Source organism: Streptomyces anandii JCM 4720 (genome assembly GCF_014650655.1).
Classification (GTDB): domain Bacteria; phylum Actinomycetota; class Actinomycetes; order Streptomycetales; family Streptomycetaceae; genus Streptomyces; species Streptomyces anandii.
In genome coordinates this window covers 330,626-352,124 of record NZ_BMVJ01000006.1, presented here as the reverse complement: position 1 = coordinate 352,124, position 21,499 = coordinate 330,626, and the positions used below count along the sequence as shown (strand labels likewise).

Below are 21,499 nucleotides of genomic sequence, written 5' to 3'. Positions count from 1 at the left end.
CCGCCCGGTCGCCGAGGCGGAACTCCTCGGGCAGATACGCGGCTTGGCCGATCGCCGCGTACCGCTCCGGGTCGGGCTGCGCGGAGAGGTAGGTGACGTGCAGCTGCTTGGGAGCCAGCTCCGCGGCCGGGAACGGGCAGGCCTCGGCGACCGCGCGCAGATAGGCGTGGTCGCGCACGATCACGTCCACCGGGAACCCGAACCGCTTCTCGATCGCGGCCGCCAGCTCCGCGGCCAGCGAGTCCTCGTCGCCCTGCCCGGCGGTGAACACGGCCTGGCCGCTCTGCAGATGGGTGCGGACGCCGGTGTGTCCGAGTTCCTCGATCAGGGCGCGCAGCTCGGCCATCGGGACCTTCCGGCCCCCGCCCACGTTGATTCCGCGCAACAGCGCCGCGTACGTCGTCATGCGCCCACGATAGGCGCCGCGAAAAGCGGCCGTCGTGCCCCGTGGGGGCGGGCACGACGGCCGTCCGGCCGCGCGGCCGGGACGACGAAACCTTGGCGGATCGGCGCGCCCGGATCAACTCCTCCACGCGGCTGTGACTTGTTCAACAAGGTTTCGTAATCCCAAAGCCGAGCGCTTCCGGCGGAACGGACACCCTGATCCCCGTCCCGGAGAGCGGCGGATAGGTGTAAGGGCCCACGGTCCTTCTCAGTGCGGAGGAGCCGCGGACCCCAGGGAGGAGCCCGGGCCGCTGCGCTTCACCGGGCAGCACGACGAGATGGACTTACGCCGGCCATACCTTCGATGTGGAAGGTGGCGGCAGGGGGCCGCCGCCGCGCACAAGGTCTCGTCGTCGCGGGGGACCTGGAGGGGACAAGCCCGTCATGGGGAACGGAGACACACGGGTGCGGGGCCTGGCCGCACGGGCCGGCGGCTGGAGCGCCCGCCACCGATGGGCGGCCGTGGGCATATGGGTGCTGTTCGTCGTCCTGGCTATGGGACTCGGTTCGGCGGCGGGCCGGGTGGACGTCAATGAGAGCGACCAGCTCAAGGGCGAGACGCACACCGCAGCGAAGATCATCGACGATGCCGGGATCAAGCAGCCGGCGAGCGAGACCGTGCTGATCCAGGCGAAGGACGGCACCACGAAGGCCACGGACGCCGCCTTCCGGGCCGCCGTCACCGATGTGGTGGAGGCCGTCCGCGCCACCGGCCGGGTCACCGACGTGACCTCGCCCTACGACACGAAGACCATCTCGCGCGACGGCCGTAGCGCGCTGGTGCAGTTCGACATGCGCGGTGACGCCGACACCGCCAAGGACCGCGTCGAGCCGGTGCTGAAGACCGTCGCGGGCGTGCAGAAGGACCACGGGGCGCTGCGGATCGAGGAGATCGGCGGCGCGAGCATGCAGAAGCAGTACGCGGACGCCTTCGGGGACGACTTCCAGCAGGCCGAGTACTCCGCCGTGCCGGTGGCCCTCGGCATCCTGCTGATCGCCTTCGGCGCGCTGGTGGCCGCGCTGCTGCCGGTGGCGCTGGCGATCACCGCGATCATGGCGACGATGGGCCTGATGGGCATCGTCAGCCACCTGCAGCCGATGAGCGACACCGCCAACTCGGTGATGCTGCTGGTCGGCATGGCGGTCGGCGTCGACTACTGCCTGTTCTACCTGCGCCGTGAGCGCGAGGAGCGGGCCGCGGGGCGGGACGCGGGCACCGCGCTGCGCATCGCCGCCGCCACCAGCGGCCGCGCGATCATCGTCTCCGGTGTCACGGTGTGCGTGGCGATGGCGGGCATGCTCTTCACCGGGCTCGCCGAGTTCGAGGCGATGGGTCTGGCCTCGCTGATGGTGGTCGCGGTCGCCATGGTCGGCTCCGTCACCGTGCTGCCGGCGCTGCTGTCGCTGCTGGGCGAGCGGGTGGAGAAGGGGCGGATCCCCTTCCTGCGCCGCCGGACCAGGAACAGCACTGAGAGCCGGTTCTGGACGGCCGTCCTGCGCGGTGTCCTCGCGCGGCCGGTGGTCTCCGTGGTCGTGGCGGTCGGCGCGCTGCTCGCCGTCGCGTCGCCCGCGCTCGGCATGAAGACCTCGCAGCTGACGCTGGACCAGGAGTTCGGCAACTCGCTGCCCATCGTGCAGACCTACAACCGCCTCAACGACGCCTTCCCCGGCGGCTCCGAGCCGGCCCAGGTGGTCGTGCGGGCCAAGGACATCGGCTCGCCCGAGGTCCGGCAGGCGCTGGCGGACTTCAAGGAGCGGGCGATCTCCTCGGGCGCCTCGCGCGGCCCGGTCGACGTGAAGGTGCACGCGGCGCAGAACGTCGCCCTCGTCTCCGTGCCGCTGGTCGGCGGCTCCGACTCCGACCGGGCCACCAAGAGCCTGGAGAAGCTGCGCGACGAGGTGCGGCCCGCCACGCTCGGCAAGGTGGACGGACTGCAGGCGCCGGTCACCGGACAGGTCGCCGGCTCGCACGACTTCAACGACCAGCTCGTCGGCTCGGTCGTCCCGGTCTTCGCCTTCGTGGTGGTCTTCGCCTTCCTGCTGATGCTGCTGTCGTTCCGCTCGCTGACGGTCGCGATCACCTCGATCCTACTCAACCTGCTGTCGGTGGGCGCGGCCTACGGCATCCTCGTCGCCGTCTTCCAGCACGGCTGGGGCGCGTCCCTGGTGGGGGCGGAGGGCGTCGGCGCGATCGTCACCTGGCTGCCGCTGTTCCTGTTCGTGATCCTGTTCGGCCTGTCGATGGACTACCACGTCTTCGTGGTCTCCCGGATCCGCGAGGCCCGGATGCGCGGCCGTGGCACCCGGGACGCCATCCAGCACGGTGTGGTCACCACCGCCGGTGTCGTCACCAGCGCCGCGGTCATCATGGTCGCCGTGTTCGCCATCTTCGGCACGCTGTCCATGCAGTCGATGAAGCAGATGGGTGTGGGCCTGGCGGCCGCGGTGCTGATCGACGCGACCGTGATCCGGGGCGTGCTGCTGCCGGCCGTGATGGCCCTGCTGGGCGAGCGCAACTGGTACCTGCCCAAGTGGCTGCACCGGCTGCCCGACCTCACCCACGACGAGTCGCCCGAGGCGATGGCCGCGCCGCCCGCGCCGAGGGAGGACGAGCGGCTGAGGGTCTGACCTCTCCGGTCCTCCGCCGGTCGGTGGATCGGGGCCCGCCGGCTTCGGGGAGCCGGTGGGCCCCGCCCGTTTCCACCGCCCACCTGCGCGAATGCGACACTGACCGTCGACCGGTACAGCACGGCACGGACGGGAACGACGGAGGCGGACGATGGACGAGGCAAGGGCGCGGGACGTACTGGCCGCGGCGGGCGTACTGCCCGGCCCGGCGCGGGACGCCCGGCTCCTCGCCCTGGGCGAGAACGCGGTGTTCGCCGCCGGGTCACTCGTCGTGAAGGTGGGCCGCGACGCCGAACTGCTCGACCGCGCCCGGCGCGAGCTGCGGATCGCGCTGTGGCTGGCCGACGCGGGCGTCCCGGCGGTGCGCGCCGCCGAGCCCGAGGCGCTGCTGGTGGACGGGCACCCGGTGACCGTGTGGCACCGGCTGCCCGACCCGGTGCGTCCCGCCGGGCCGCGGGACCTGGCCGGACTGCTGCGGATCGTCCACTCCCTGCCCTCCCCCGGCTTCGGACTGCCGCCCCGCGAGCTGCTGGGCGGTGTGGAGCGCTGGCTGCGGCTGGCGGGCGAGGCGATCGACCCGGCGGACGCCGCGTATCTGCGCGAGCGCCGCGACGGCTTCGCGGCGGCCGCCGCCGCGCTCACCCCGCGTCTGCCGCCCGGCCCGATCCACGGCGACGCGCTGCCGCGCAACGTCCACGTCGGTCCGGACGGGCCGGTCCTGGTCGATCTGGAGACCTTCTCCGCCGACCTGCGTGAGCACGACCTGGTGGTCATGGCCCTCTCCCGCGACCGCTACGGCCTGCCCGCCGGGGACTACGACGCCTTCACCGAGGCCTACGGCTGGGACGTACGCGAGTGGGAGGGCTGCGCGGTACTGCGCGGCGCCCGCGAGACGGCCAGCTGCGCCTGGGTCGCCCAGCACACCCCGGGCAACCCCACGGCCCTGGCCGAGTTCCGGCGCCGGGTGGCCTCCCTGCGCGACGACGACCCCCAGGTCCGCTGGCACCCCTTCTGACGGCCTGCCGCCGGCCGGCCGGGGGTCACACGGGCTCGTCCGCCGGTTCGCGCAGTGGCCAGGCGGTGTCGATCACCGCGCTCGTCTCCCCCTTGCGGCGCAGGAAGTTCTGGAAGTCGGCCGCCCAGGCGGCGTACCACTCGATCTGGCGGCGGTGCAGTTCCGCCGGGCCGAGTGCGGCGACCTTGGGATGGCGGGCGGCTATCGCGCAGGCCAGCCGGGCCGCGGCGAGGGCGTCGGCCGAGGCGTCGTGCGCCGAGTCGAGGACCACGCCGTACTCCCCGCACACCGCCTGCAGGGTGCGCTTGCCGGGCCGGTAGCGGTCGGCCCAGCGGTCGATGGTGTACGGGTCGACGACCGGGCCGGGCTCCGCGCCGCCGAGGCGGTCCCTGAGCGAGGGCAGCCCGTGTCTGCGCAGTTCTGCGGAGAGCAGGGTCAGGTCGAAGGCCGCGTTGTACGCCACCACCGGTACGCCCGTCTTCCAGTAGCCGGTCAGCACGTCCGCGATGGCGTCCGCCACCCGGTCCGCGGGACGGCCCTCGGACGCCGCCCGTTCGTTGCTGATGCCGTGGACGGCGACCGCGTCCGGCGGGATCTCCACGCCCGGGTCGGCCAGCCACTCGCGGTGCCCGGCCGGCTCCCCTCCCCTGACCTCGATCACGGCGCCGGTGACGATGCGCGCCTCGCGCGGGTCGGTTCCGGTCGTCTCCAGGTCGAAGCCGATCAGCAGCTCACGGTGCCAGCCCATGGCGGCCCCCCTTCTCGGTGGTGCTTTCCCCCAGTGGTCGTAACGATCGCATGCGCCACTGACAATCAGCGGACGGCGTTCCGCTCGCCGCCCACCGCACCACCCGTCAGGACACCGGGCGCGAATCGGCCCACATCATCTCGAACTCCTCGCGGTAGGCGGCGAAAAGCCCGCCTTCGCCCACCTCGTTCGACTTGACCACCTTGCTGCCGTTGCGCAGGACGAACACCGGCGCCTCCATGCCCCGGCTGCGCCGCAGATAGGACTGCACCACCGCGATGCCGTCGGTGCCGTCGCCGTCCACGAGGTAGGCGGTCAGGCGCGGGGTCTCGTCGTAGACCTGGATCTCGAAGGCGCCCGGGTCGCGCAGCCGGGAGCGCACCCGGCGCATGTGCAGGATGCTCATCTCCACCGACCGGCTCAGCTCGCCGCGCTTGAGGCCGAGTTCGCGCTCGCGGCGCTTGACGGCGCTGGAGGCGGGGTTGAGGAACAGCAGCCGCACCCGGGCGCCCGACTCGGCCAGGCGGACCAGGCGGCGGCCGGAGAAGTTCTGCACCAGCAGGTTGAGGCCGATGCCGATGGCGTCCAGCCGGCGGGCGCCGCCGAAGATGTCCTCGGCCGGGAACTGCCGCAGCAGCCGCACCCGGTCCGGGTGCACGGCGACCACGTCGGCGTACCGGTCGCCGACGAGGCTCTCGACCGCGTCGACGGGCAGCCGGCGGGCGGAGGGCACGTCGCCGCCGGTGCCGAGGATCTCGAGCAGGCGGGCCGAGGCCCGCTCGGCCTGCCCCAGCACCGCCTCGGACAGCGCCCGGTTGCGGGAGACGACGTTGCGGGTCACCTCCAGCTCGTCCAGGGCGAGTTCGACGTCCCTGCGCTCGTCTATGTACGGCTCGAAGCAGGGCCAGTGCTGCACCATCAGCTCGCGCAGCTGGGGCAGGGTGAGGAAGCTGATCACGTTGTCATCGGCCGGGTCGAGCAAGTAGCCCTTGCGGCGGCTGACTTCGCGTACCGCGACGGCGCGCTGCACCCACTCCTGGCCTGCCGGTCCGGCGGCGGCCACCACCCAGTCGTCGCCGTGCACGGGCTCGTAGACGGGCCGCAGGACGGCGGCCACGACGGCGCGCAGCCGCTGCTCGACGAGGTTCAGCCAGATGTAGGCCCGGCCGGCCCGCTGGGCGCGCGTGCGCACCTCGCGCCAGGCGTCGGGCCCCCAGTCCAGCTCCGGTCCGATGGCGCCGGCGCCCATCGGCCGGGCCAGGGACACCGCGCCGGGCGGGACGTCTGCGGAGTTCCCCTCGTGACCCTCGTCACCAGGGGGCAGCTCCAGGCCTCCCGAGCCCACCCGTGCACCGCCTTCCGCTCCCCCGAGCCTTCCCCGTCCCAACGATCAAGGAAGGGTACTCCGGGAGCGGCGCGCGGTGCAGCCGGATGCACAGCTCCTTTCCCAACTTCCGCCGCGTACGCACCCGTTCCGCTTCCGCGTGACCGGCCCAGTGACGGGAATCATGATGTTGACCAAGCACCGTCCGGGGCCGCTCCGGCGCGGGCGCCGGGGCCGGTCCGGGTCCGGTGCCCGCGCCGGACCGGCCCGCGACCCGCGGTTCCTAGGTGGTTCACCCACTTTCCGGGAGACTCGGAAGGCGAGGCGCCACCGGCGGCGCCGCACACCTGAAAGAGTCGTGTCCATGCAGGTCTGGCCTGGAGAGGCGTATCCGCTCGGCGCCACGTACGACGGCGCCGGCACCAACTTCGCGGTCTTCACGGAGGCCGCGGACCGAGTAGAGCTGTGTCTGCTGCACGACGACGGCTCGGAAACGGCGGTGGAGCTGCGGGAGAGCGACGCGTTCGTCCGGCACGCGTACCTGCCCGGTGTGATGCCGGGGCAGCGGTACGGGTTCCGGGTGCACGGTCCGTACGCGCCCGAGCGCGGGCTGCGCTGCAACTCCGCCAAGCTGCTGCTCGACCCGTACGCGCGTGCGATCAGCGGCTCCGTGCGGTGGGGGGAGGAGGTGTACGGCTACCACTTCGACGACCACGGGCGGCGCAACGACCTGGACTCGGCCCCGCACACCATGACCTCGGTCGTGGTGAACCCGTACTTCGACTGGGGCGACGACCGCCCGCCGCGCCGCGGCTACCACGAGACGGTGATCTACGAGGCCCACGTCAAGGGCCTCACCATGCGGCACCCGGGGCTGCCCGAGGAGCTGCGCGGCACCTACGCGGCGCTCGCCCACCCGGCGATCCTGGAGCACCTGACCGAGCTCGGGGTCACCGCACTGGAGCTGATGCCCGTACACCAGTTCGTCAACGACCACCGCCTGGTGGACATGGGCCTGAACAACTACTGGGGCTACAACACGATCGGCTTCTTCGCCCCGCACAACGCCTACGCCTCCTGGGGCGACCGCGGCCAGCAGGTGCTGGAGTTCAAGTCGGCCGTCCGGGCGCTGCACGAGGCCGGGATCGAGGTCATCCTCGACGTGGTCTACAACCACACCGCCGAGGGCAACCACCTGGGCCCCACGCTGTCCTTCAAGGGCATCGACAACCCGCGCTACTACCGGCTCACCGACGACCCGCGCTACTACATGGACACCACGGGCACCGGGAACTCCCTGCTCATGCGGTCGCCGCACGTGCTCCAGCTGATCATGGACTCGCTGCGCTACTGGGTCACCGAGATGCACGTCGACGGCTTCCGCTTCGATCTCGCCGCGACGCTCGCCCGGCAGTTCCACGAGGTGGACCGGCTGTCGTCGTTCTTCGACCTGGTGCAGCAGGACCCGGTGGTCTCCCAGGTGAAGCTGATCGCCGAGCCCTGGGACGTCGGCGAGGGCGGCTACCAGGTGGGGAACTTCCCGCCGCTGTGGACGGAGTGGAACGGCAAGTACCGCGACACCGTGCGGGACCTGTGGCGGGGTGAGCCGCGCGCGCTCGCGGAGTTCGCCTCCCGGCTGACCGGCTCCTCCGACCTCTACCAGGACGACGGCCGCCGCCCGCTGGCCTCGATCAACTTCGTGACCTGCCACGACGGCTTCACACTGCACGACCTGGTGTCGTACAACGACAAGCACAACGAGGCCAACGGCGAGGACAACCGGGACGGCGAGAGCCACAACCGGTCCTGGAACTGCGGCGCCGAGGGCGACAGCGACGACCCCGAGGTGCTGCGGCTGCGGGCGCGGCAGATGCGCAACTTCGTCGCCACCCTGATGCTGTCCCAGGGCGTGCCCATGATCAGCCACGGCGACGAGTTCGCGCGCACCCAGAACGGCAACAACAACGCCTACTGCCAGGACAACGAGCTGTCCTGGGTGCGCTGGCCCGAGGACGGCGGCGGGCTGCTCGACTTCGTACGGGCGATGGCGCGGCTGCGCAGGGAGCACCCGGTCTTCCGCCGGCGCCGCTTCTTCCACGGCCGGCCGGTGGAGGGCACCCACGACGACCTGTCGGACATCGCCTGGTTCACCCCGGAGGGCAAGGAGATGGCCCAGCGGGACTGGGACTCGGCACAGGCCTCCGCGCTGACCGTGTTCCTCAACGGCAACGCGATCTCGGAGCCGGGACAGCGCGGGGAGCGGATCGCCGACGACTCCTTCCTGCTGATGTTCAACGCGGCGCCCAAGCGGCTGGACTTCGTGGTCCCCGTCGACCACGGCCGCCAGTGGGAGGTGATCGTCGACACGGCCCGCGAGGAGGGCGTCCCGGCGGGCACCGGCGCGAAGGTCCAGGCCGGGGACCGGCTCGCGCTGGCCGACCGCAGCCTGACGGTACTGCGCCGCCCGGCGTAGCGATCGGGTGAGGGGAGCGGCCCGCGCGGGTGGCCGTACGGGCACGGGGCGGGGCGGTGACACGAAAGGCGGTGCGGGGGGTACGTAGGTCTCCATGACACCCGAGCGCTCCGCACCCGTCGTGCCCACGGCCACCTACCGGCTCCAGCTCCAGCCCGAGTTCCCGTTCACGGCCGCGGCGAAGGCCGTGCCGTACCTGGCCTCGCTCGGCGTCTCCCACCTGCATCTGTCCCCCGTGCTCGAGGCCGTGCCGGGCTCCCCGCACGGCTACGACGTCGTGGACCCCGCGCGGGTGCGCGCCGAGCTCGGCGGGGAGGACGGCCTGCGCGCCCTCGCGCACACCGCGCGGGAGCACGGGCTCGGCCTGGTCCTGGACATCGTGCCGAACCACATGGCCATGGCCCCGCGCCACAACCGCGCCCTGTGGGAGGTGCTGCGCGAGGGCCCCGCCTCGCCGTACGCGCGCTGGTTCGACATCGACTGGGAGGCGCAGGACGGCAAGGTGCTGCTGCCGGTGCTGGGCCGGCCGGTCGGCAAGGAGACGGGCGCGCTGAAGGTGGACGGCGACGTCCTGCGCTACCACGACCACGCCTTCCCGCTGCGGGAGGGCACCGCCGGCCTGCCGCTGCCCGAGCTGCTCCAGGCGCAGTGGTACCGCCTCGCCTGGTGGCGGCTGGCCCGCACCGAGCTCAACTACCGGCGCTTCTTCAGCATCTCGGAGCTGATCGGGGTCCGCGTGGAGGACCCGGAGGTCTTCGCGGCGACCCACGCCAAGGTCCTCCAGCTGTTGCGCGAGGGGGTGGTCGACGGTCTTCGCATCGACCACCCGGACGGTCTCGCCGACCCCGACGCCTACCTCGCCCGGCTGCACGAGGCGGCCGGGGGCCGCTGGACGGTCGTGGAGAAGATCCTTTCGGACGGCGAGCACCTGCCGCCCTCCTGGCCGGTGGCCGGCACCACCGGCTACGACGCCCTCCGGCACGTCGACGGCCTGTTCACCGACCCGGCCGGGGCGGAGGAACTGCTCGCCCTGTACCGGCGCTGCGCGGCCCCGCAGACCGACCGGGGCGGGGACTGGGCGCCGACGGTGCGGCGGGCCGCGTACAAGGTGATCACGCACGAGCTGGCCGCCGAGACGGAGCGGCTGACCCGGGTGGCCGGCCGGGTGTGCACCACCGCGCCGGACCCCGCGCTGCGCGACCGCGCCCCCTGGGCGCTGCGCACCGCGCTGCGCGAGCTGCTGGTCCGCCTGGAGGTCTACCGGCCCTACGCCTCGACCGACGCCTCCGCCGTGCTCACCCGGGAGGCCGCGGACCGGGCCCGCCTCGCCTTCGCGGTGCCCGAGGAGGGCGAGGCCGTGGACGTCGTACGGGATCTGCTGCTCGGGCGGGCCGGGGGCGGCGACGCCGTGGAGCTGCGCACCCGGTTCGCGCAGGCCGCCTCCGCGCTGCGCGCGAAGTCCGTGGAGGACACCGCCTACTACCGGTACGTGCCGCTGCTGTCGGCCAACGAGGTCGGCGGCGACCCCGGGCGTCCGGCGGTGTCCCCGGAGGACTTCCACGCGTACTGCGCGCGCGTGCAGCGCGACTGGCCGGTGGGCGGGACGGTGGTCTCCACGCACGACACCAAGCGCAGCGCCGACGTGCGGGCCGCGCTCGCGGTGCTCACCGAGTGCCCCGAGCGGTGGGCCGCGCTGCTCCAGGAGGTGGCGCGCGACGAGGAGGACGTGCCGGACGGGCAGCTCGCCTGGGCGGCCTGGCAGACGGTGTTCGGGCTCGGCCCGGCCGAGCCGGGGCGGGTGCGGGAGGCGCTGTTGAAGCATGTGCGCGAGGCGGGCCTCCACACCAGCTGGACGGAGCAGGAGCCGCCGTACGAGGAGGCCGTGGCGCGGTTCGTCGACGAGGGGCCGTGCGGGGCGCCGGGCGAGCGGGTGGCGGCCCTGCGCGGCGCACTGGAGCCGCACATCCGGGCCAACGTCCTGGGGACGGCCCTGGTGCATCTGACGATGCCGGGCGTGCCGGACCTGTACCAGGGCACGGAGGCCGAGTACCGGGCCCTGGTGGACCCCGACAACCGGCGTCCGGTGCGGTTCCCGCCGGCGGACCCCGGCGACAAGGGCGCGGTGACGGCGGCGGCGCTCCGGCTGCGGGCGCGCCGGCCGGAGGTGTTCGGCGCGCGGGCGACGTACGCCCCGCTGACGGCCGAGGGCCCGGCGGCGGACCACTGCGCGGCGTTCACGCGCTCCGGCGAGGTGGTGACGGCCGTGACACGGCTGTCGCTGCGGCTGGAGCGGGCGGGCGGCTGGCGGGACACCCGGCTGCCGCTGCCCCCGGGCCGGTGGGCGGACACACTGACGCCGGGCCGTGAGTTCGAGACCCACGCGCGCGCGGCGGCCCTGTTCGAGACCCTGCCGGTGGCCCTCCTGGAACGGATGCCGGACGACCCGGGGCGGTGACACCCGCCGGGGATGAGACCGGCCGGAGGCGGGAGACCCGCCGGGCGGCGGGCACTTACCGGGGCGCGCAACGGGCGTCCCGGAGGGCCCCGGGCGCGCGAGACCCACCGGGGGCGGTGAGCGCGGGTGCGGGCGCGTTCGGGGGGTGCTCCGGCGCGCCCGGAGGGTGCTGGGCGCCTCGGGTGGCTTCTGGACGCCTCGGGGCGGCTCCAGGCGGCCTCTGCTGGGTGTACTTGACAGTTCACAGAGGCCGTGGGGTACTGCGGAGTGCGAAGCAGGGCGGACAAGTCGGGGGTGAGTCTCCTGCCGGAGCTGCGCTACCCCAGCGTTCCCGAACTGGTCACCGCCGCCCGGGCGGTGGCCGCGCACCGGCCGGACCTGTGCGCCCTGCAGGAGGTGGGCGTCTCCCGCGCGGGCAGACCCCTGCACCTGCTGTCGGTCGGGCACGCCCCGCGGGCCGTCCTGGTGGTGGCCGGCGCCCACGCCAACGAGCCGGCCGGAGGGTCCACCCTCCTCGCGCTCGCCCACCGCGTCCTGGAAGAGCGGTGGTTGCGGGCCGACACGTCCTGGCACTTCCTGCTGTGCGCGGACCCCGACGGCGCGAGCCTGCACGTGACCCCGGCGCCGCGCAGCCTGCTCGACTACCACCTCGGCTTCTTCCGGCCCGCCGGGCCCGAGCAGCCGGAGTGGTCGCCGTCCGTGCTGCCGCCGGACCGGCTGCCGCCCGAGACGCGCGCGCTGACCGGGGTCATCGACACGCTGCGGCCCTACCTCCAGGTGACGCTGCACGGCACCGATCTGGGCGGCAGCTGGGTGCAGTTGACCAGGGACGTGCCCGGGCTCGCGGAACCCTTCGGAAAGTCCGCGGCGGAGCTGCACATCCCGGTGGAGACAGGCGCCTCCGACGCCGCGGGCTGGGCCGTCTCCGGGCCCGGGGTGCGGGTGATGCCGTCGCCGGGCGCCGGGGCCGCGTACCCGAGCATGCCGGACGACGCGCGGCACAGCACCTGGTACCACGCGCACCGCTACGGCGGTCTGACCGCCGTGGTGGAGGTGCCGATGTGGGCGAGCGACCTGGTCGACGACCCGGCTCCGCACCCCGCGCCGGCGGCGGCGATACGGCGGCTGGCGCGGCGGCTGCTGAGCGACGCGCGGGAGGTGGAGCTGGTCCTCGCGGACGCGCTGCCCCGGCTGCAGGGCGCCGACGGGCCGCTGCTGCGGGCCGCGAAGTGGGGGCTGAGCCTGGTGCCGGGGCTCGCGGCGGACTGGATCCACACCCCGCCGGCCGACACCACGATGGCCTACGTCGGCAGCGTGGACGCCTTCGGCCGGCGGCTGCCACTGCGGGCGGCGGCCATGCTGCTGCGGGTGCTGCGCCAGGCCGACGACCGTGCCGCGCCGCGGCTGGAGCGGCTGGTCGCGGCCTGGAGCGAGTCCTTCGCCCACCGCTTCCGGGCCCGCTGGGTCCCGCTGGAGCACCAGACGGAGCACCAGAGCCGTACGGTGGTGGCGGCGGCCCGCCACGCCCGCGAACTGGGCGTCTGAGGCGGCGGGCCGACCGCGGACCGCGGCGGGCCGGCGCGTCAGGCGTCCAGCGCGAACACCTCGCCGGTGCGGGCCCTCATCACGCAGGAGTTGGCGAAGGTCTCCGTGTAGTCGACGGCGCGGCCCTGCCACTGGCCCCTGGCCTCGACCGTGACGGGGGCGTAGATCATCGAGCAGAACACGTCCTTGTGGGGGATGCCCCGGATGTCGCCGCGCGCCGAGCGCAGTTCGCCGCAGGCCTCGGACGCGTGGGCGTGGCCCTGGGGCGGGTCGCACGTCAGCAGGGTGCCGCGGGCGTCACCGGAAGGGACGTCGCCGTGGGTGACGGTGACGTAGAGCCAGTCGCCCTGTTCGAGGTGCCGGTGGGCCGCCTGGGCCGGGACGGCCCCGGCGAGAAGGAGGACGGCCGCCGCCGTCGTACCGCGCAGCAGACGGCCCGTCGCCGCCTTGGTGAAGTGTTTCATTCCCGGTACATCGGCACACGCCCTCCCCGGCCGCAGCCCGCCTCACCCGAACGGGAGCACCCGCGGGCGTGGCCGGGCCGGCTCGGGCGGGCGGGCGCGACGGGCGGCCAGCTCGCAGGCGGCCAGGACCACCCGGGTCTGGTACTCGGCCTGGCGGGCGACCGGGATCCAGCGGGCGCCCAGTCCGTCGCGGTAGTCGGCGCAGCGCTCCTCGATGAGCCGGTCCAGCTCGGGCAGGACGCCGGCCGGGTCGTGGCCGGCGGCGCGCACGAGGCGGTGCAGCAGCCCGGCGGTGCGCAGCGCCAGCCGCCGTCCGGCGATGCGCAGGGCGGTCAGGTGGGCGGTGGTCAGCGGTGGGAGCGGGCGGTCCGTGCCGTCGCCGCTGTCGGGGTCCCAGGCGTCGGCGAGTCCGGGGCAGACCAGTAAATAGTCGTCCACCGGGGCGAGCAGGCGGTCCGCGTCCGCGACCCCGGCGAGGTGCGGCCGGGCCCGGGCCAGGAGCCGTTCGAGCAGGCGGGCGTCCTCGCGCAGGGTGCGGCTGACGGCGCGCAGCACCGCGTCCCGGTCGGCGGGCGCCGAGCCGTCCGCCACGGCGGCCACCCCCCACATGGGCGCCTCCACCACGGCGGACAGGGTGCCGTAGCGGTGCGGGTGGTACCAGGTGGACTCCACGGCCGCCTCGGTGATGGCGGCGGCCAGGTCGCCGTGGCGCGGCGGCGGGATCCGGTAGACGGCGGGTCCGAGGCGGGGCCAGTACAGGCAGTCGTACGCGCCGAGCTCGCGCGGGATGCCGAGGCGGGCGGCGGCGTGCGCGACGCGCTGGGCGAGGCCGGGCAGGTCGCGGGTGAGCTCGACGAAGCCGCCGCCCACGTCGACGCCGTGCAGCGAGCACTGGACGAAGGGCCGCAGCTCGTCCTGGAGGCCGAGCAGCGCGCGGGTCTCCGGCAGCGCGGCCGCCGCGGCCCCGTCGGGCAGCCACTCGGGCTGCTCCAGGAAGCCCGGCCTGAAGAAGCTGCGGAAGTAGTGGCCGAGCGTGTAGGGACCGCCGAGCCAGTCCTCGTTGCGGCGGGAGCCGTCGGGGTCGAGGCACAGCAGCAGGTTCCAGGTGATGTCCGCGCCCTCGCGCAGATGGGGGTCGGCCAGGGCCCGCTCGGCCAGCCGGAGGACGGTGGCCCCGCCCACGGGTTCGTTGGCGTGCGGCCCGGCGACCACGAGGGCCTGCCGGTCGCCGTGCCCGGCGGAGAGCAGCCACAGGGGTGTGCCCGCGCGGGAGGCGCCGACCCGGCGCAGCCGGGCGTGGCGGGGATGGCGGGCGACGAGTGCGGCGGCGCGGGCGGCCAGCTCGTCCACGGACGGATAACGGTGGAGTGGCGTCAGGGCACACCTCCACGATGCGGTACCGCCGGTTCACCACATGTAGATGGTGTACGCACAGTCAGTCACGAGTTGGCGGGTTCGTCAACACCACCGTCCGAAAAGGGACTTGACCCCACCCGCTGGGTGATGCCCGGGCCAGGGGCGGCCGGGGCCGCCGGCGGCGCGCGCCTCAGCCCGCGTGGAGCCGGTACGACACCTGCCCGAAGCCGACCTGGTCGCCCTCGCGCACCACGGCCGCCCCGATCACCCGCCGTCCGTTGACGGTCGTGCCGTTGGTCGAGCCGAGGTCCCGCAGGACCCACATCCCGCCCTGGTGGCGCAGCTCGGCGTGGACGCGGGAGACCGTCTCGTGGGTGAGCCTGAGCCCGCTGGCCGGGTCGCGCCCTATCCGCAGGGGATGGCCGCTGCCGGGGACGGGCAGCAGCAGCTTGGGCAGCCGCTCGGCCTGCCAGGCCCTGCGCAGCCGTACGGTGAAGCCGGAGACCGCCTCCACGGTGCCGAACACCAGACGGGCCACCCGGCTCTCGGTGGGCAGGTCGGAGGTGAGCGCCGCGAGCTCGTCCGCGCGCCGCGCGGCCAGCGCCAGTTCCATGCGCCGGACGAACGTGTCGTGCGACAGGCGGCCCATGGCGACGCCGTCATGGAGGACCCTGAGCGCCTTGTCGCGCTCCGCGTCGGACGGCCGCGCGGGGTACGTGTGGAACTCGAAGGACGACGTCACGTTGGTGATTGTCGGTCAGCGGACCCCGGGTGTCCAGAAATCCCGGAAACGGTGACCGGGTACGCGCATCCGGCGACACCCGCCGCAAAAGGGCCGATGCGAAAGCGGATTGATCTCGTTTGGAGGACGATGGAGGGGCTACATCACGGTGAGCAGACGAAGGGGAACCGTCCGTGCAGTTCGAGGTGTGGGCACCGCAGGCCGGCCGTGTGACGCTCCAGTGCGACGGCGCCACGTACGCGCTGGAGCGCGATCCGGAACGTACGGGCTGGTGGACCGGTGAGGCGGAGGCGGAGGACGGCTCGCGCTACGGCTTCGCCCTGGACGGCGGGCCCGTGCTGCCCGACCCGCGCTCGCGGCGGCAGCCGGACGGACCGGACGGCCCGAGCGCGGTCGTCGACCACGCGCGTCACATCTGGCGCACCGACGACTGGGGCGGCCGTCCGCTCCCGGGCGCGGTGCTCTACGAGCTGCACGTCGGCACGTACACCTCCGAGGGCACCTTCGACGCGGCCGCCGAGCGCCTGGAGCACCTGGTCGAACTGGGCGTCACTCACGTGGAGTTGATGCCCGTGTGCCCCTTCCCCGGCACGCACGGCTGGGGCTACGAGGGCGTGTCGCTGTGGGCGGTGCACGAGCCGTACGGCGGCCCGGAGGGGCTGAAACGCTTCGTCGACCGGGCGCACGAGCTGGGCCTGGGCGTGGTGCTGGACGTGGTGCACAACCACCTCGGCCCGTCCGGCAACTACCTGCCGCTGTTCGGCCCGTACTTCACCGACACCCACCACACCCCCTGGGGCGTCGCGGTCAACCTGGACGCGCCCGGCTCGGACGAGGTGCGGGACTTCCTCACCGGCAGCGCGCTGGCCTGGCTGCGCGACTACCGGATCGACGGGCTGCGGCTGGACGCGGTGCACGCGCTGGTGGACACGCGCGCGTGCCACTTCCTGGAGGAGCTGTCCACGGCCGTGGACGCGCTCGCCGCGGACCTCGCCCGCCCCCTGTTCCTGATCGCCGAGTCGGACCTGAACGACCCTCGGCTGATCACCCCGCGCGCGGAAGGCGGCCTGGGCCTGAACGCCCAGTGGAACGACGACTTCCACCACGCCCTGCACTCGGCGCTGACCGGCGAGTCCCAGGGCTACTACGCCGACTTCGGACGGGCCCCGCTCGCCGCGGTCGCCAAGACCCTCACCGGCGGCTACTTCCACGACGGGACGTACTCCTCCTTCCGGGGCCGCCGGCACGGCCGCCCGCTGGACCGCGCACGGGTGGCCGGGCACCGGCTGCTCGGCTACACCCAGACCCACGACCAGGTCGGCAACCGGGCGCAGGGCGACCGTCTGTCCATGCTGCTGGCCGACTCCCCCGGGCTGCTGGCCTGCGCGGCCACGCTGACGCTGACCGCGCCGTTCACGCCGATGCTGTTCATGGGCGAGGAGTGGGCGGCGGGCACGCCGTGGCAGTTCTTCACCGACCACACCGACCCGGAGCTGGCCGAGGCGGTGCGCCGGGGCCGGCGGCGGGAGTTCGCCGCGCACGGCTGGGCCGAGGAGGACGTGCCCGACCCGCAGGACCCGGCGACCCGGGACCGCTCCTGCCTGGACTGGTCGGAGCCCGGGCGCGAACCGCACGCGCGCGTGCTGGCCTGGTACCGCACGCTGACCGCACTGCGGCGCGAGCAGCCCGACCTCACCGACCCCGATCTCGCCGACACCAAGGTGGCCTACGACGAGGAGGCCCGCTGGCTCGCCTTCCGGCGCGGGGACGTACGGGTGGCGGTCAACCTCGGCGAGAAGCCCGCGGCGATTCCCCTCGGCACCCGCCCGGCACAGGTCCTCGCCGCCTGGGAGCCGGTCGAGCCGCCGGACGCCGACGGGGTGCTGCACGTGCCGGGACGGTCGTGCGTGGTACTGGCGCAGCCCTGAGCCGACGGCCGGGCCGCCCCGGAGTTCCCGGCTCGCCTACGCCCCCGGCGTCCGGGCCCGTCTACTCCTCGCCCCTCTCGCCGTTCTCCGTGTCGTCGTCGTCCTTGTCGTCGCGGTCGTCCTCGCGGAACTCCGTGACCCGTTCCAGGAGGATGGCTTCCCAGGCGTGCCTCAGCTCGGTCCTCAGGGCCGGCAGGGGCGCGTCCGTGCGGCCGTCGACGCGGTCGGCGAGGTGGATCACGGTGTCGCAGCGGGCCAGCCACAGGCCGCGCAGACAGGGCCGGGCGCCGTAGCCGGCGAGGGTGGCGGCCCGCACGGCGGCGGGGGAACCCACGGCGCGGGCGAGCCCGGCGATGTCCTCGGCGGGGTCACCGACCACCGCGCCGGTCCAGTCGAGCACACCGCGCACGCGGCCGTCGGCGCCGATCACCAGGTGGTCACCGCTGAGCCGGTGGTGGACGAGCACCGCGGTGCCGGGCTGGGCGGCGAGCTGGGCCGCGGCGGGCGGGGTGAGCTGGGCGGTGCGCGCGGGGTCGAACTCGTCGGCGGCGCCGAGGCGTTCGGCGGCGTGCACGGCCATCCTGCGCAGCGCCTCCAGCGAGCGCGGCGGGGTGCGCGGGACGCCGAGCGTCCCGGCCTGGCGGGCGGGCACCTGGCGCAGCCCGGCGAGCAGCCCGGCCAGGTCGTCCTCGCCGAGCGCGGACACCTTGTGCTCGGCGGCCGTGCCGCCGGGGATCCTGGTGTCCAGGGTGTACGTCAGTCCGGGCGCCCAGTCGCCGTGCGCGACGCTCACCGGGACGGCGACCGGCAGGTGGGGGCGGACGATCTCGCGCAGCCGCAGTTCTCGGCGCCGGCGCAGGGAGGCCTCGCGGTCCGGGGCGAGGTGGAGCACATGGCGGGCGCCGACCCACCAGGTCCGGTGGGCGCCGTCCTCGGCTACGGGCCGGACGTCGAGTCCGGCCGCCGTGCCCGTGACCGTGCCGGTGGCCGGGGCGTCCTCGAGCAGGGTGCGGACCAGTCTGCGGACCGTGTCCGCGGTGGGTGTCGGTGCCTGGGTCATCGTCGCGCCGTGTGGGTGTCGGTTGCGGGGTGGGTGCTGCCGGTCGGTCAGTCCACTATGACCATCTCGCGGGTCGTGTCGTTGAGGCGGCGGCCCCCGTCCTCCGTCACGGTGACGATGTCCTCGATGCGCACCCCGAAGCGCCCGGGCAGGTAGATCCCGGGCTCCACTGAGAAGCACATGCCCGGCACGAGGGGCTGCTCCTCACCCTCGATCATGTACGGCGGCTCGTGCGTGGTGACGCCGATGCCGTGGCCGGTGCGGTGGATGAAGTACTCGCCGTACCCCGCTTCGGCGATGACCGCGCGGGCGGCCCGGTCGACCTCCTGGCACGCGACGCCGGGACGCACCGCCCGGAAGCCGGCCTCCTGCGCCTCGCGCACGATGTCGTGCACCCGGCGCTCCTCCTCGGTCGGCTCGCCGACGTGGACGGTGCGGGTGGTGTCGGAGCCGTAACCGTCCTTCAGGCCGCCGAAGTCGAGTACGACCATGTCGCCGCGCTCGATGAGACGGTCGCCCATCTCGTGGTGCGGGTTGGCGCCGTTGGGGCCGGAGCCGACGATGGTGAAGTCGACCCGGGAGTGGCCGAAGGCCCGCAGCAGCCCGGCGAGGTCGGCGCCGACCTCGTACTCGCGGCGGCCCGCGAAGGGGACCTTGCGGATCTCCTCGAAGGCCTGGTCGGCCGCCGCGCCCGCCGCCGCGAGGAGTTCCAGCTCGGCCGTGTCCTTCACCGCCCGCAGCATGGGCAGGGCGTCGGTGAGGGAGGCGTACGAGGTGCCGGGCAGGGTCTTCTGCAGGCCCAGCAGGTGCATCGCCCAGGCGTTGTCGCTGATGCCGAAGCGGCCCGAGGAGTCCAGCAGCGCGGCGGTGACGGCGTAGGGGTCCTTGCCGTCGGTCCAGTCGCGCAGGGTCAGGGCGGACGCGCCGGCGGCCCCGGCGGCGTCGGGGGCCTCCAGGGTGGGCACGACGAGCACGGGGTCGCGCCCGGGGGCGAGCACGAGCAGCGTGAGCCGTTCGGTGTCGGCGGTGGGCGCGTAGCCGGTGAGCCAGACCATGTCGGGTCCCGGCGCGACCAGCAGCCCGGCCAGTCCGGCGTCCTCGGCCGCCCGGGCGGCGCGCGCCATCCGGACCCGGTAGTCGTCGGCGGTGAAGGGCGCGGGCGCGGTGCCGGTCATCCGGGCCTCCCAGGCGGCTCGACATGCGGTGAGGGACTACGGGCAGCATCCTGCCCGGCCGTGCGGGGCCGCGCGAGCCGGTCCCGCCCCGGGCACGGGACCATCCTCTCCCCCGGGCTCACCCTCCACCAGCGGTTTCCGCGTTCGTGACCAAGGAGCCGCAGACCATGCCGTCGCCCGGGCAGCAAGGAGCGACGGGACCACGGCGACGGGGCCGGGTGGCGATACCTGGGCGGCAATGGGCAGCGGGGCCAGGTGGTGACCTCCGGGCAGCATCGGCCCGCGGCGCCAGGCCGTGACACCCGGGCAGCATCGGCCGACGGCGCCGGACCGTGACACCCAGGCAACATCGGGCAGCCGGGCCAGGTGGTGACGCCCGGGCAGCATCGGCCGACGGCGCCGGACCGTGACACCCAGGCAACATCGGCCGAGGCCCGCAAGACCGTGACACCCGGGCAGCATCGCGCGGCGGCGTCAGATCGTGACGCCCGGGTGGCAGTGGGCTGCCGCGTCAGGTCGTGATGCCCGGTGTGGCGGGCAGGCGCTGCTGGGTGCCGTTGCGGTGCCGTACGGTCAGGGTCACCTCGCGGCCCGGGCGGGCCCGGGCGACCGCGCGGGCGAGGCCGGCCGCCGAGCCGGTCCGGGTGGCGCCGAACCTCAGGATGACGTCGCCGCGGACCAGCCCGGCCGAGTAGCCGGGGCCGGGCACGTGCACCCCGACGACCCGTGCGCCCGGTTCCGGGTCGTCGACGGCCTCGATGCCGAGCTCCGGGCCCACCGGGGCCGGGACCCGGGCCCGCGTGTCGCCCGGGGCCGCGGCGGACCCGGACCCCACGCCCGCCGGTGCGCCCGCCCGTGCGCCCGCCGGGCCGGACGAGGGCGTCCAGACGTCCCCGCCCGACCCCCGGAAGCCCATCTGCCGCTCCAGCCGGGCCAGTTGGCCGGTGCCGATCAGCGCGGTGCCCACCGCGCCGATACCGATGCCCGACAGGAGCAGGACCAGCCCCGCCAGTACGCAGGCCAGGGCCGTCAGGAGCCGCCGGCCGCGCCGGCGCGCGGGGTGGGGCAGCCGGGCGCCCCCGCGCTCGGCGCCCCCGCCGGGGTCCCGGCCGGGCATCGGCTTGGGACGCAACGCGGTCCGTTCCACCACTCGCCTCTCTCTGCCGGGCCCGTCAGCCGACCGGCAGGGCCGCCGGGACGGGCGGCCGGTCCGGAAGGAAGACATGGGCGCGGCGGGCCAGCCAGTCCGCCTTGTAACGGTCCACCCGCTGATGCCAGTTGAGGATCCCGGCCATCCAGTTCTGCAGGTCGAGGACATAGCCGGCCATGGCGAGGCGTGCCTCCTCGGACAGCTCGAAGTCGTCGTACAGGACAGGCAGTTCGTGGGCCACGACGTGCTCGAACTGCCGCATGCGCTGGGTCATCAGGTCGTTCACGACCGAGAGCGCGGCCGGGTAGTCGATGCCGAAGAAGTGCTGCACGACGAGGATCGCGTTGTGGATCTCGCCCTCGTACTCGATCTCCTTCTGGTACGAGAAGACGTCGTTGAGGAGGCAGGCGTAGTCGATGGCCGCGTTCTCCAGGGAGCGGACCGGGCCGGTGCGGTAGACCTCGGGCGGTACGGCCGGGCCGTGTCCCATCCGGCACAGGCTCAGGGTGAGGTCGGAGCCGAAGGTGGCGCGCCGCATCTCCAGGTAGTCGACGGGGTCGGGGACGCGGTTCTGAAGCTGGTTGGACAGCTCCCACACCCAGCTCTCGGTCATCGCGTCGATCGCGCCCTTCAGGGTGCGCCGCTGGTCGGGGGTCATCTCGGCGGTCGTGCGCGCCCACAGGTCGGTCAGGGCGCGCTCCATGGCGTTGACGGGGACGAGCGCCTCCTCGCCGTCGACGGGCATGCAGGCCGACAGACGGGCCGTGGTCACCTTGGCGGCGGCCAGGTCGCGGCGGTGCCCGTAGACCAGGGGGTAGTAGTCGTCGCCGTAGGTGCCGAAGGCCAGCCAGTGCGCGCTGAGGTCGAGCGCCTCAGGGGTGGCGTCCGGGTCCAGGCCGGCCGAGCACAGCGCGAGGTCGCAGGCGGCGAGCCTGTCCTCGTCCCAGACGCCCTCGGCGAGGATGCCCATGCGGTGACACCACTCGGCGAGC

15 protein-coding genes and 1 pseudogene are annotated in these 21,499 nt (G+C 74.2%); 6 read left to right on the top strand and 10 right to left on the bottom strand.

Annotated features, from left to right (window positions below; all coding sequences use genetic code 11):
- Positions 1-406: DUF1697 domain-containing protein (locus IE249_RS14245; RefSeq protein WP_229858425.1), on the bottom strand; the 406-nt coding region annotated here is incomplete at its 3' end.
- Positions 407-828: 422 nt separating this feature from the next.
- Here IE249_RS14245 and IE249_RS14240 point away from each other — a divergent pair.
- Together IE249_RS14240 and IE249_RS14235 are read left to right on the top strand one after the other, a co-directional pair.
- Positions 829-3,072, top strand: a complete 2,244-nt coding sequence (locus tag IE249_RS14240; protein WP_189705176.1) for an MMPL family transporter — start codon at positions 829-831, stop codon at positions 3,070-3,072.
- A gap of 151 nt (positions 3,073-3,223) precedes the next feature.
- Positions 3,224-4,087: a phosphotransferase enzyme family protein gene (locus tag IE249_RS14235; RefSeq protein WP_189705175.1), complete on the top strand. Its 864-nt coding sequence runs from the start codon at positions 3,224-3,226 to the stop codon at positions 4,085-4,087.
- A gap of 25 nt (positions 4,088-4,112) precedes the next feature.
- Here the strand turns inward: IE249_RS14235 and IE249_RS14230 are convergent, their stop codons facing one another.
- Both IE249_RS14230 and IE249_RS14225 read right to left on the bottom strand, forming a co-directional pair.
- Entirely contained in the window at positions 4,113-4,835 is a 723-nt protein-coding gene (locus IE249_RS14230) for a 3'-5' exonuclease (protein ID WP_189705174.1), read from the bottom strand.
- A gap of 106 nt (positions 4,836-4,941) precedes the next feature.
- Positions 4,942-6,180: a DUF5919 domain-containing protein gene (locus IE249_RS14225; RefSeq protein ID WP_189705173.1), complete on the bottom strand. Its 1,239-nt coding sequence runs from the start codon at positions 6,178-6,180 to the stop codon at positions 4,942-4,944.
- A 343-nt stretch (positions 6,181-6,523) separates the two neighbouring features.
- Here IE249_RS14225 and glgX point away from each other — a divergent pair, with 343 nt between their 5' ends.
- The 3 genes from glgX (at position 6,524) to IE249_RS14210 (ending at position 12,632) form a co-directional block, all read left to right on the top strand.
- A complete protein-coding gene (glgX, locus tag IE249_RS14220; protein ID WP_189705172.1) occupies positions 6,524-8,632 on the top strand; it encodes a glycogen debranching protein GlgX in 2,109 nt (702 codons plus the stop codon).
- Between the two features lie 94 nt (positions 8,633-8,726).
- A complete protein-coding gene (gene treY / locus IE249_RS14215) occupies positions 8,727-11,087 on the top strand; it encodes a malto-oligosyltrehalose synthase (RefSeq protein WP_189705171.1) in 2,361 nt (786 codons plus the stop codon).
- Positions 11,088-11,381: 294 nt separating this feature from the next.
- Positions 11,382-12,632 (top strand): M14 family zinc carboxypeptidase, encoded by a 1,251-nt coding sequence (locus IE249_RS14210; protein WP_189705170.1) that lies wholly within the window; start codon positions 11,382-11,384, stop codon positions 12,630-12,632.
- Positions 12,633-12,670: 38 nt separating this feature from the next.
- Here IE249_RS14210 and IE249_RS14205 read toward each other — a convergent pair whose 3' ends face one another.
- The 3 genes from IE249_RS14205 to IE249_RS14195 all read right to left on the bottom strand — a co-directional run bounded on the left by IE249_RS14205 (position 12,671) and on the right by IE249_RS14195 (position 15,194).
- Complete coding sequence (locus IE249_RS14205; protein WP_189705169.1) at positions 12,671-13,096, bottom strand: SSI family serine proteinase inhibitor; 426 nt, start codon at positions 13,094-13,096, stop codon at positions 12,671-12,673.
- Positions 13,097-13,138: 42 nt separating this feature from the next.
- Complete coding sequence (locus IE249_RS14200; protein ID WP_373304384.1) at positions 13,139-14,446, bottom strand: M14 family zinc carboxypeptidase; 1,308 nt, start codon at positions 14,444-14,446, stop codon at positions 13,139-13,141.
- Between the two features lie 196 nt (positions 14,447-14,642).
- Complete coding sequence (locus IE249_RS14195) at positions 14,643-15,194, bottom strand: FHA domain-containing protein (protein WP_189705168.1); 552 nt, start codon at positions 15,192-15,194, stop codon at positions 14,643-14,645.
- A gap of 173 nt (positions 15,195-15,367) precedes the next feature.
- Between IE249_RS14195 and treZ the strand changes: the two genes are divergently transcribed.
- Positions 15,368-17,122, top strand: a complete 1,755-nt coding sequence (treZ, locus tag IE249_RS14190; protein WP_189705167.1) for a malto-oligosyltrehalose trehalohydrolase — start codon at positions 15,368-15,370, stop codon at positions 17,120-17,122.
- 61 nt (positions 17,123-17,183) lie between these two features.
- Here treZ and IE249_RS14185 read toward each other — a convergent pair whose 3' ends face one another.
- The 4 genes and pseudogenes from IE249_RS14185 to cyc2 form a co-directional block, all read right to left on the bottom strand.
- Entirely contained in the window at positions 17,184-18,182 is a 999-nt protein-coding gene (locus IE249_RS14185) for an aminoglycoside phosphotransferase family protein (protein ID WP_189705166.1), read from the bottom strand.
- Between the two features lie 47 nt (positions 18,183-18,229).
- Positions 18,230-19,357, bottom strand: coding sequence for an aminopeptidase P family protein (locus tag IE249_RS14180; protein ID WP_189705165.1), 1,128 nt, complete (start codon positions 19,355-19,357; stop codon positions 18,230-18,232).
- A gap of 511 nt (positions 19,358-19,868) precedes the next feature.
- Positions 19,869-20,507, bottom strand: coding sequence for a PDZ domain-containing protein (locus tag IE249_RS14175; RefSeq protein WP_308434343.1), 639 nt, complete (start codon positions 20,505-20,507; stop codon positions 19,869-19,871).
- A 22-nt stretch (positions 20,508-20,529) separates the two neighbouring features.
- Positions 20,530-21,499, bottom strand: a pseudogene (gene cyc2 / locus IE249_RS37205) (germacradienol/geosmin synthase Cyc2); the annotation flags it as partial.

Excerpts from the sequence above, each read along its gene's own strand:
- IE249_RS14240 (WP_189705176.1), top strand. The coding sequence starts at position 829 with ATGGGGAACGGAGACACACGGGTGCGGGGCCTGGCCGCACGGGCCGGC.
- IE249_RS14235 (WP_189705175.1), top strand. The coding sequence starts at position 3,224 with ATGGACGAGGCAAGGGCGCGGGACGTACTGGCCGCGGCGGGCGTACTG.
- IE249_RS14230 (WP_189705174.1), bottom strand. The coding sequence starts at position 4,835 with ATGGGCTGGCACCGTGAGCTGCTGATCGGCTTCGACCTGGAGACGACC.
- glgX (WP_189705172.1), top strand. The coding sequence starts at position 6,524 with ATGCAGGTCTGGCCTGGAGAGGCGTATCCGCTCGGCGCCACGTACGAC.
- treY (WP_189705171.1), top strand. The coding sequence starts at position 8,727 with ATGACACCCGAGCGCTCCGCACCCGTCGTGCCCACGGCCACCTACCGG.
- IE249_RS14205 (WP_189705169.1), bottom strand. The coding sequence starts at position 13,096 with ATGAAACACTTCACCAAGGCGGCGACGGGCCGTCTGCTGCGCGGTACG.
- IE249_RS14185 (WP_189705166.1), bottom strand. The coding sequence starts at position 18,182 with ATGACCCAGGCACCGACACCCACCGCGGACACGGTCCGCAGACTGGTC.
- IE249_RS14180 (WP_189705165.1), bottom strand. The coding sequence starts at position 19,357 with ATGACCGGCACCGCGCCCGCGCCCTTCACCGCCGACGACTACCGGGTC.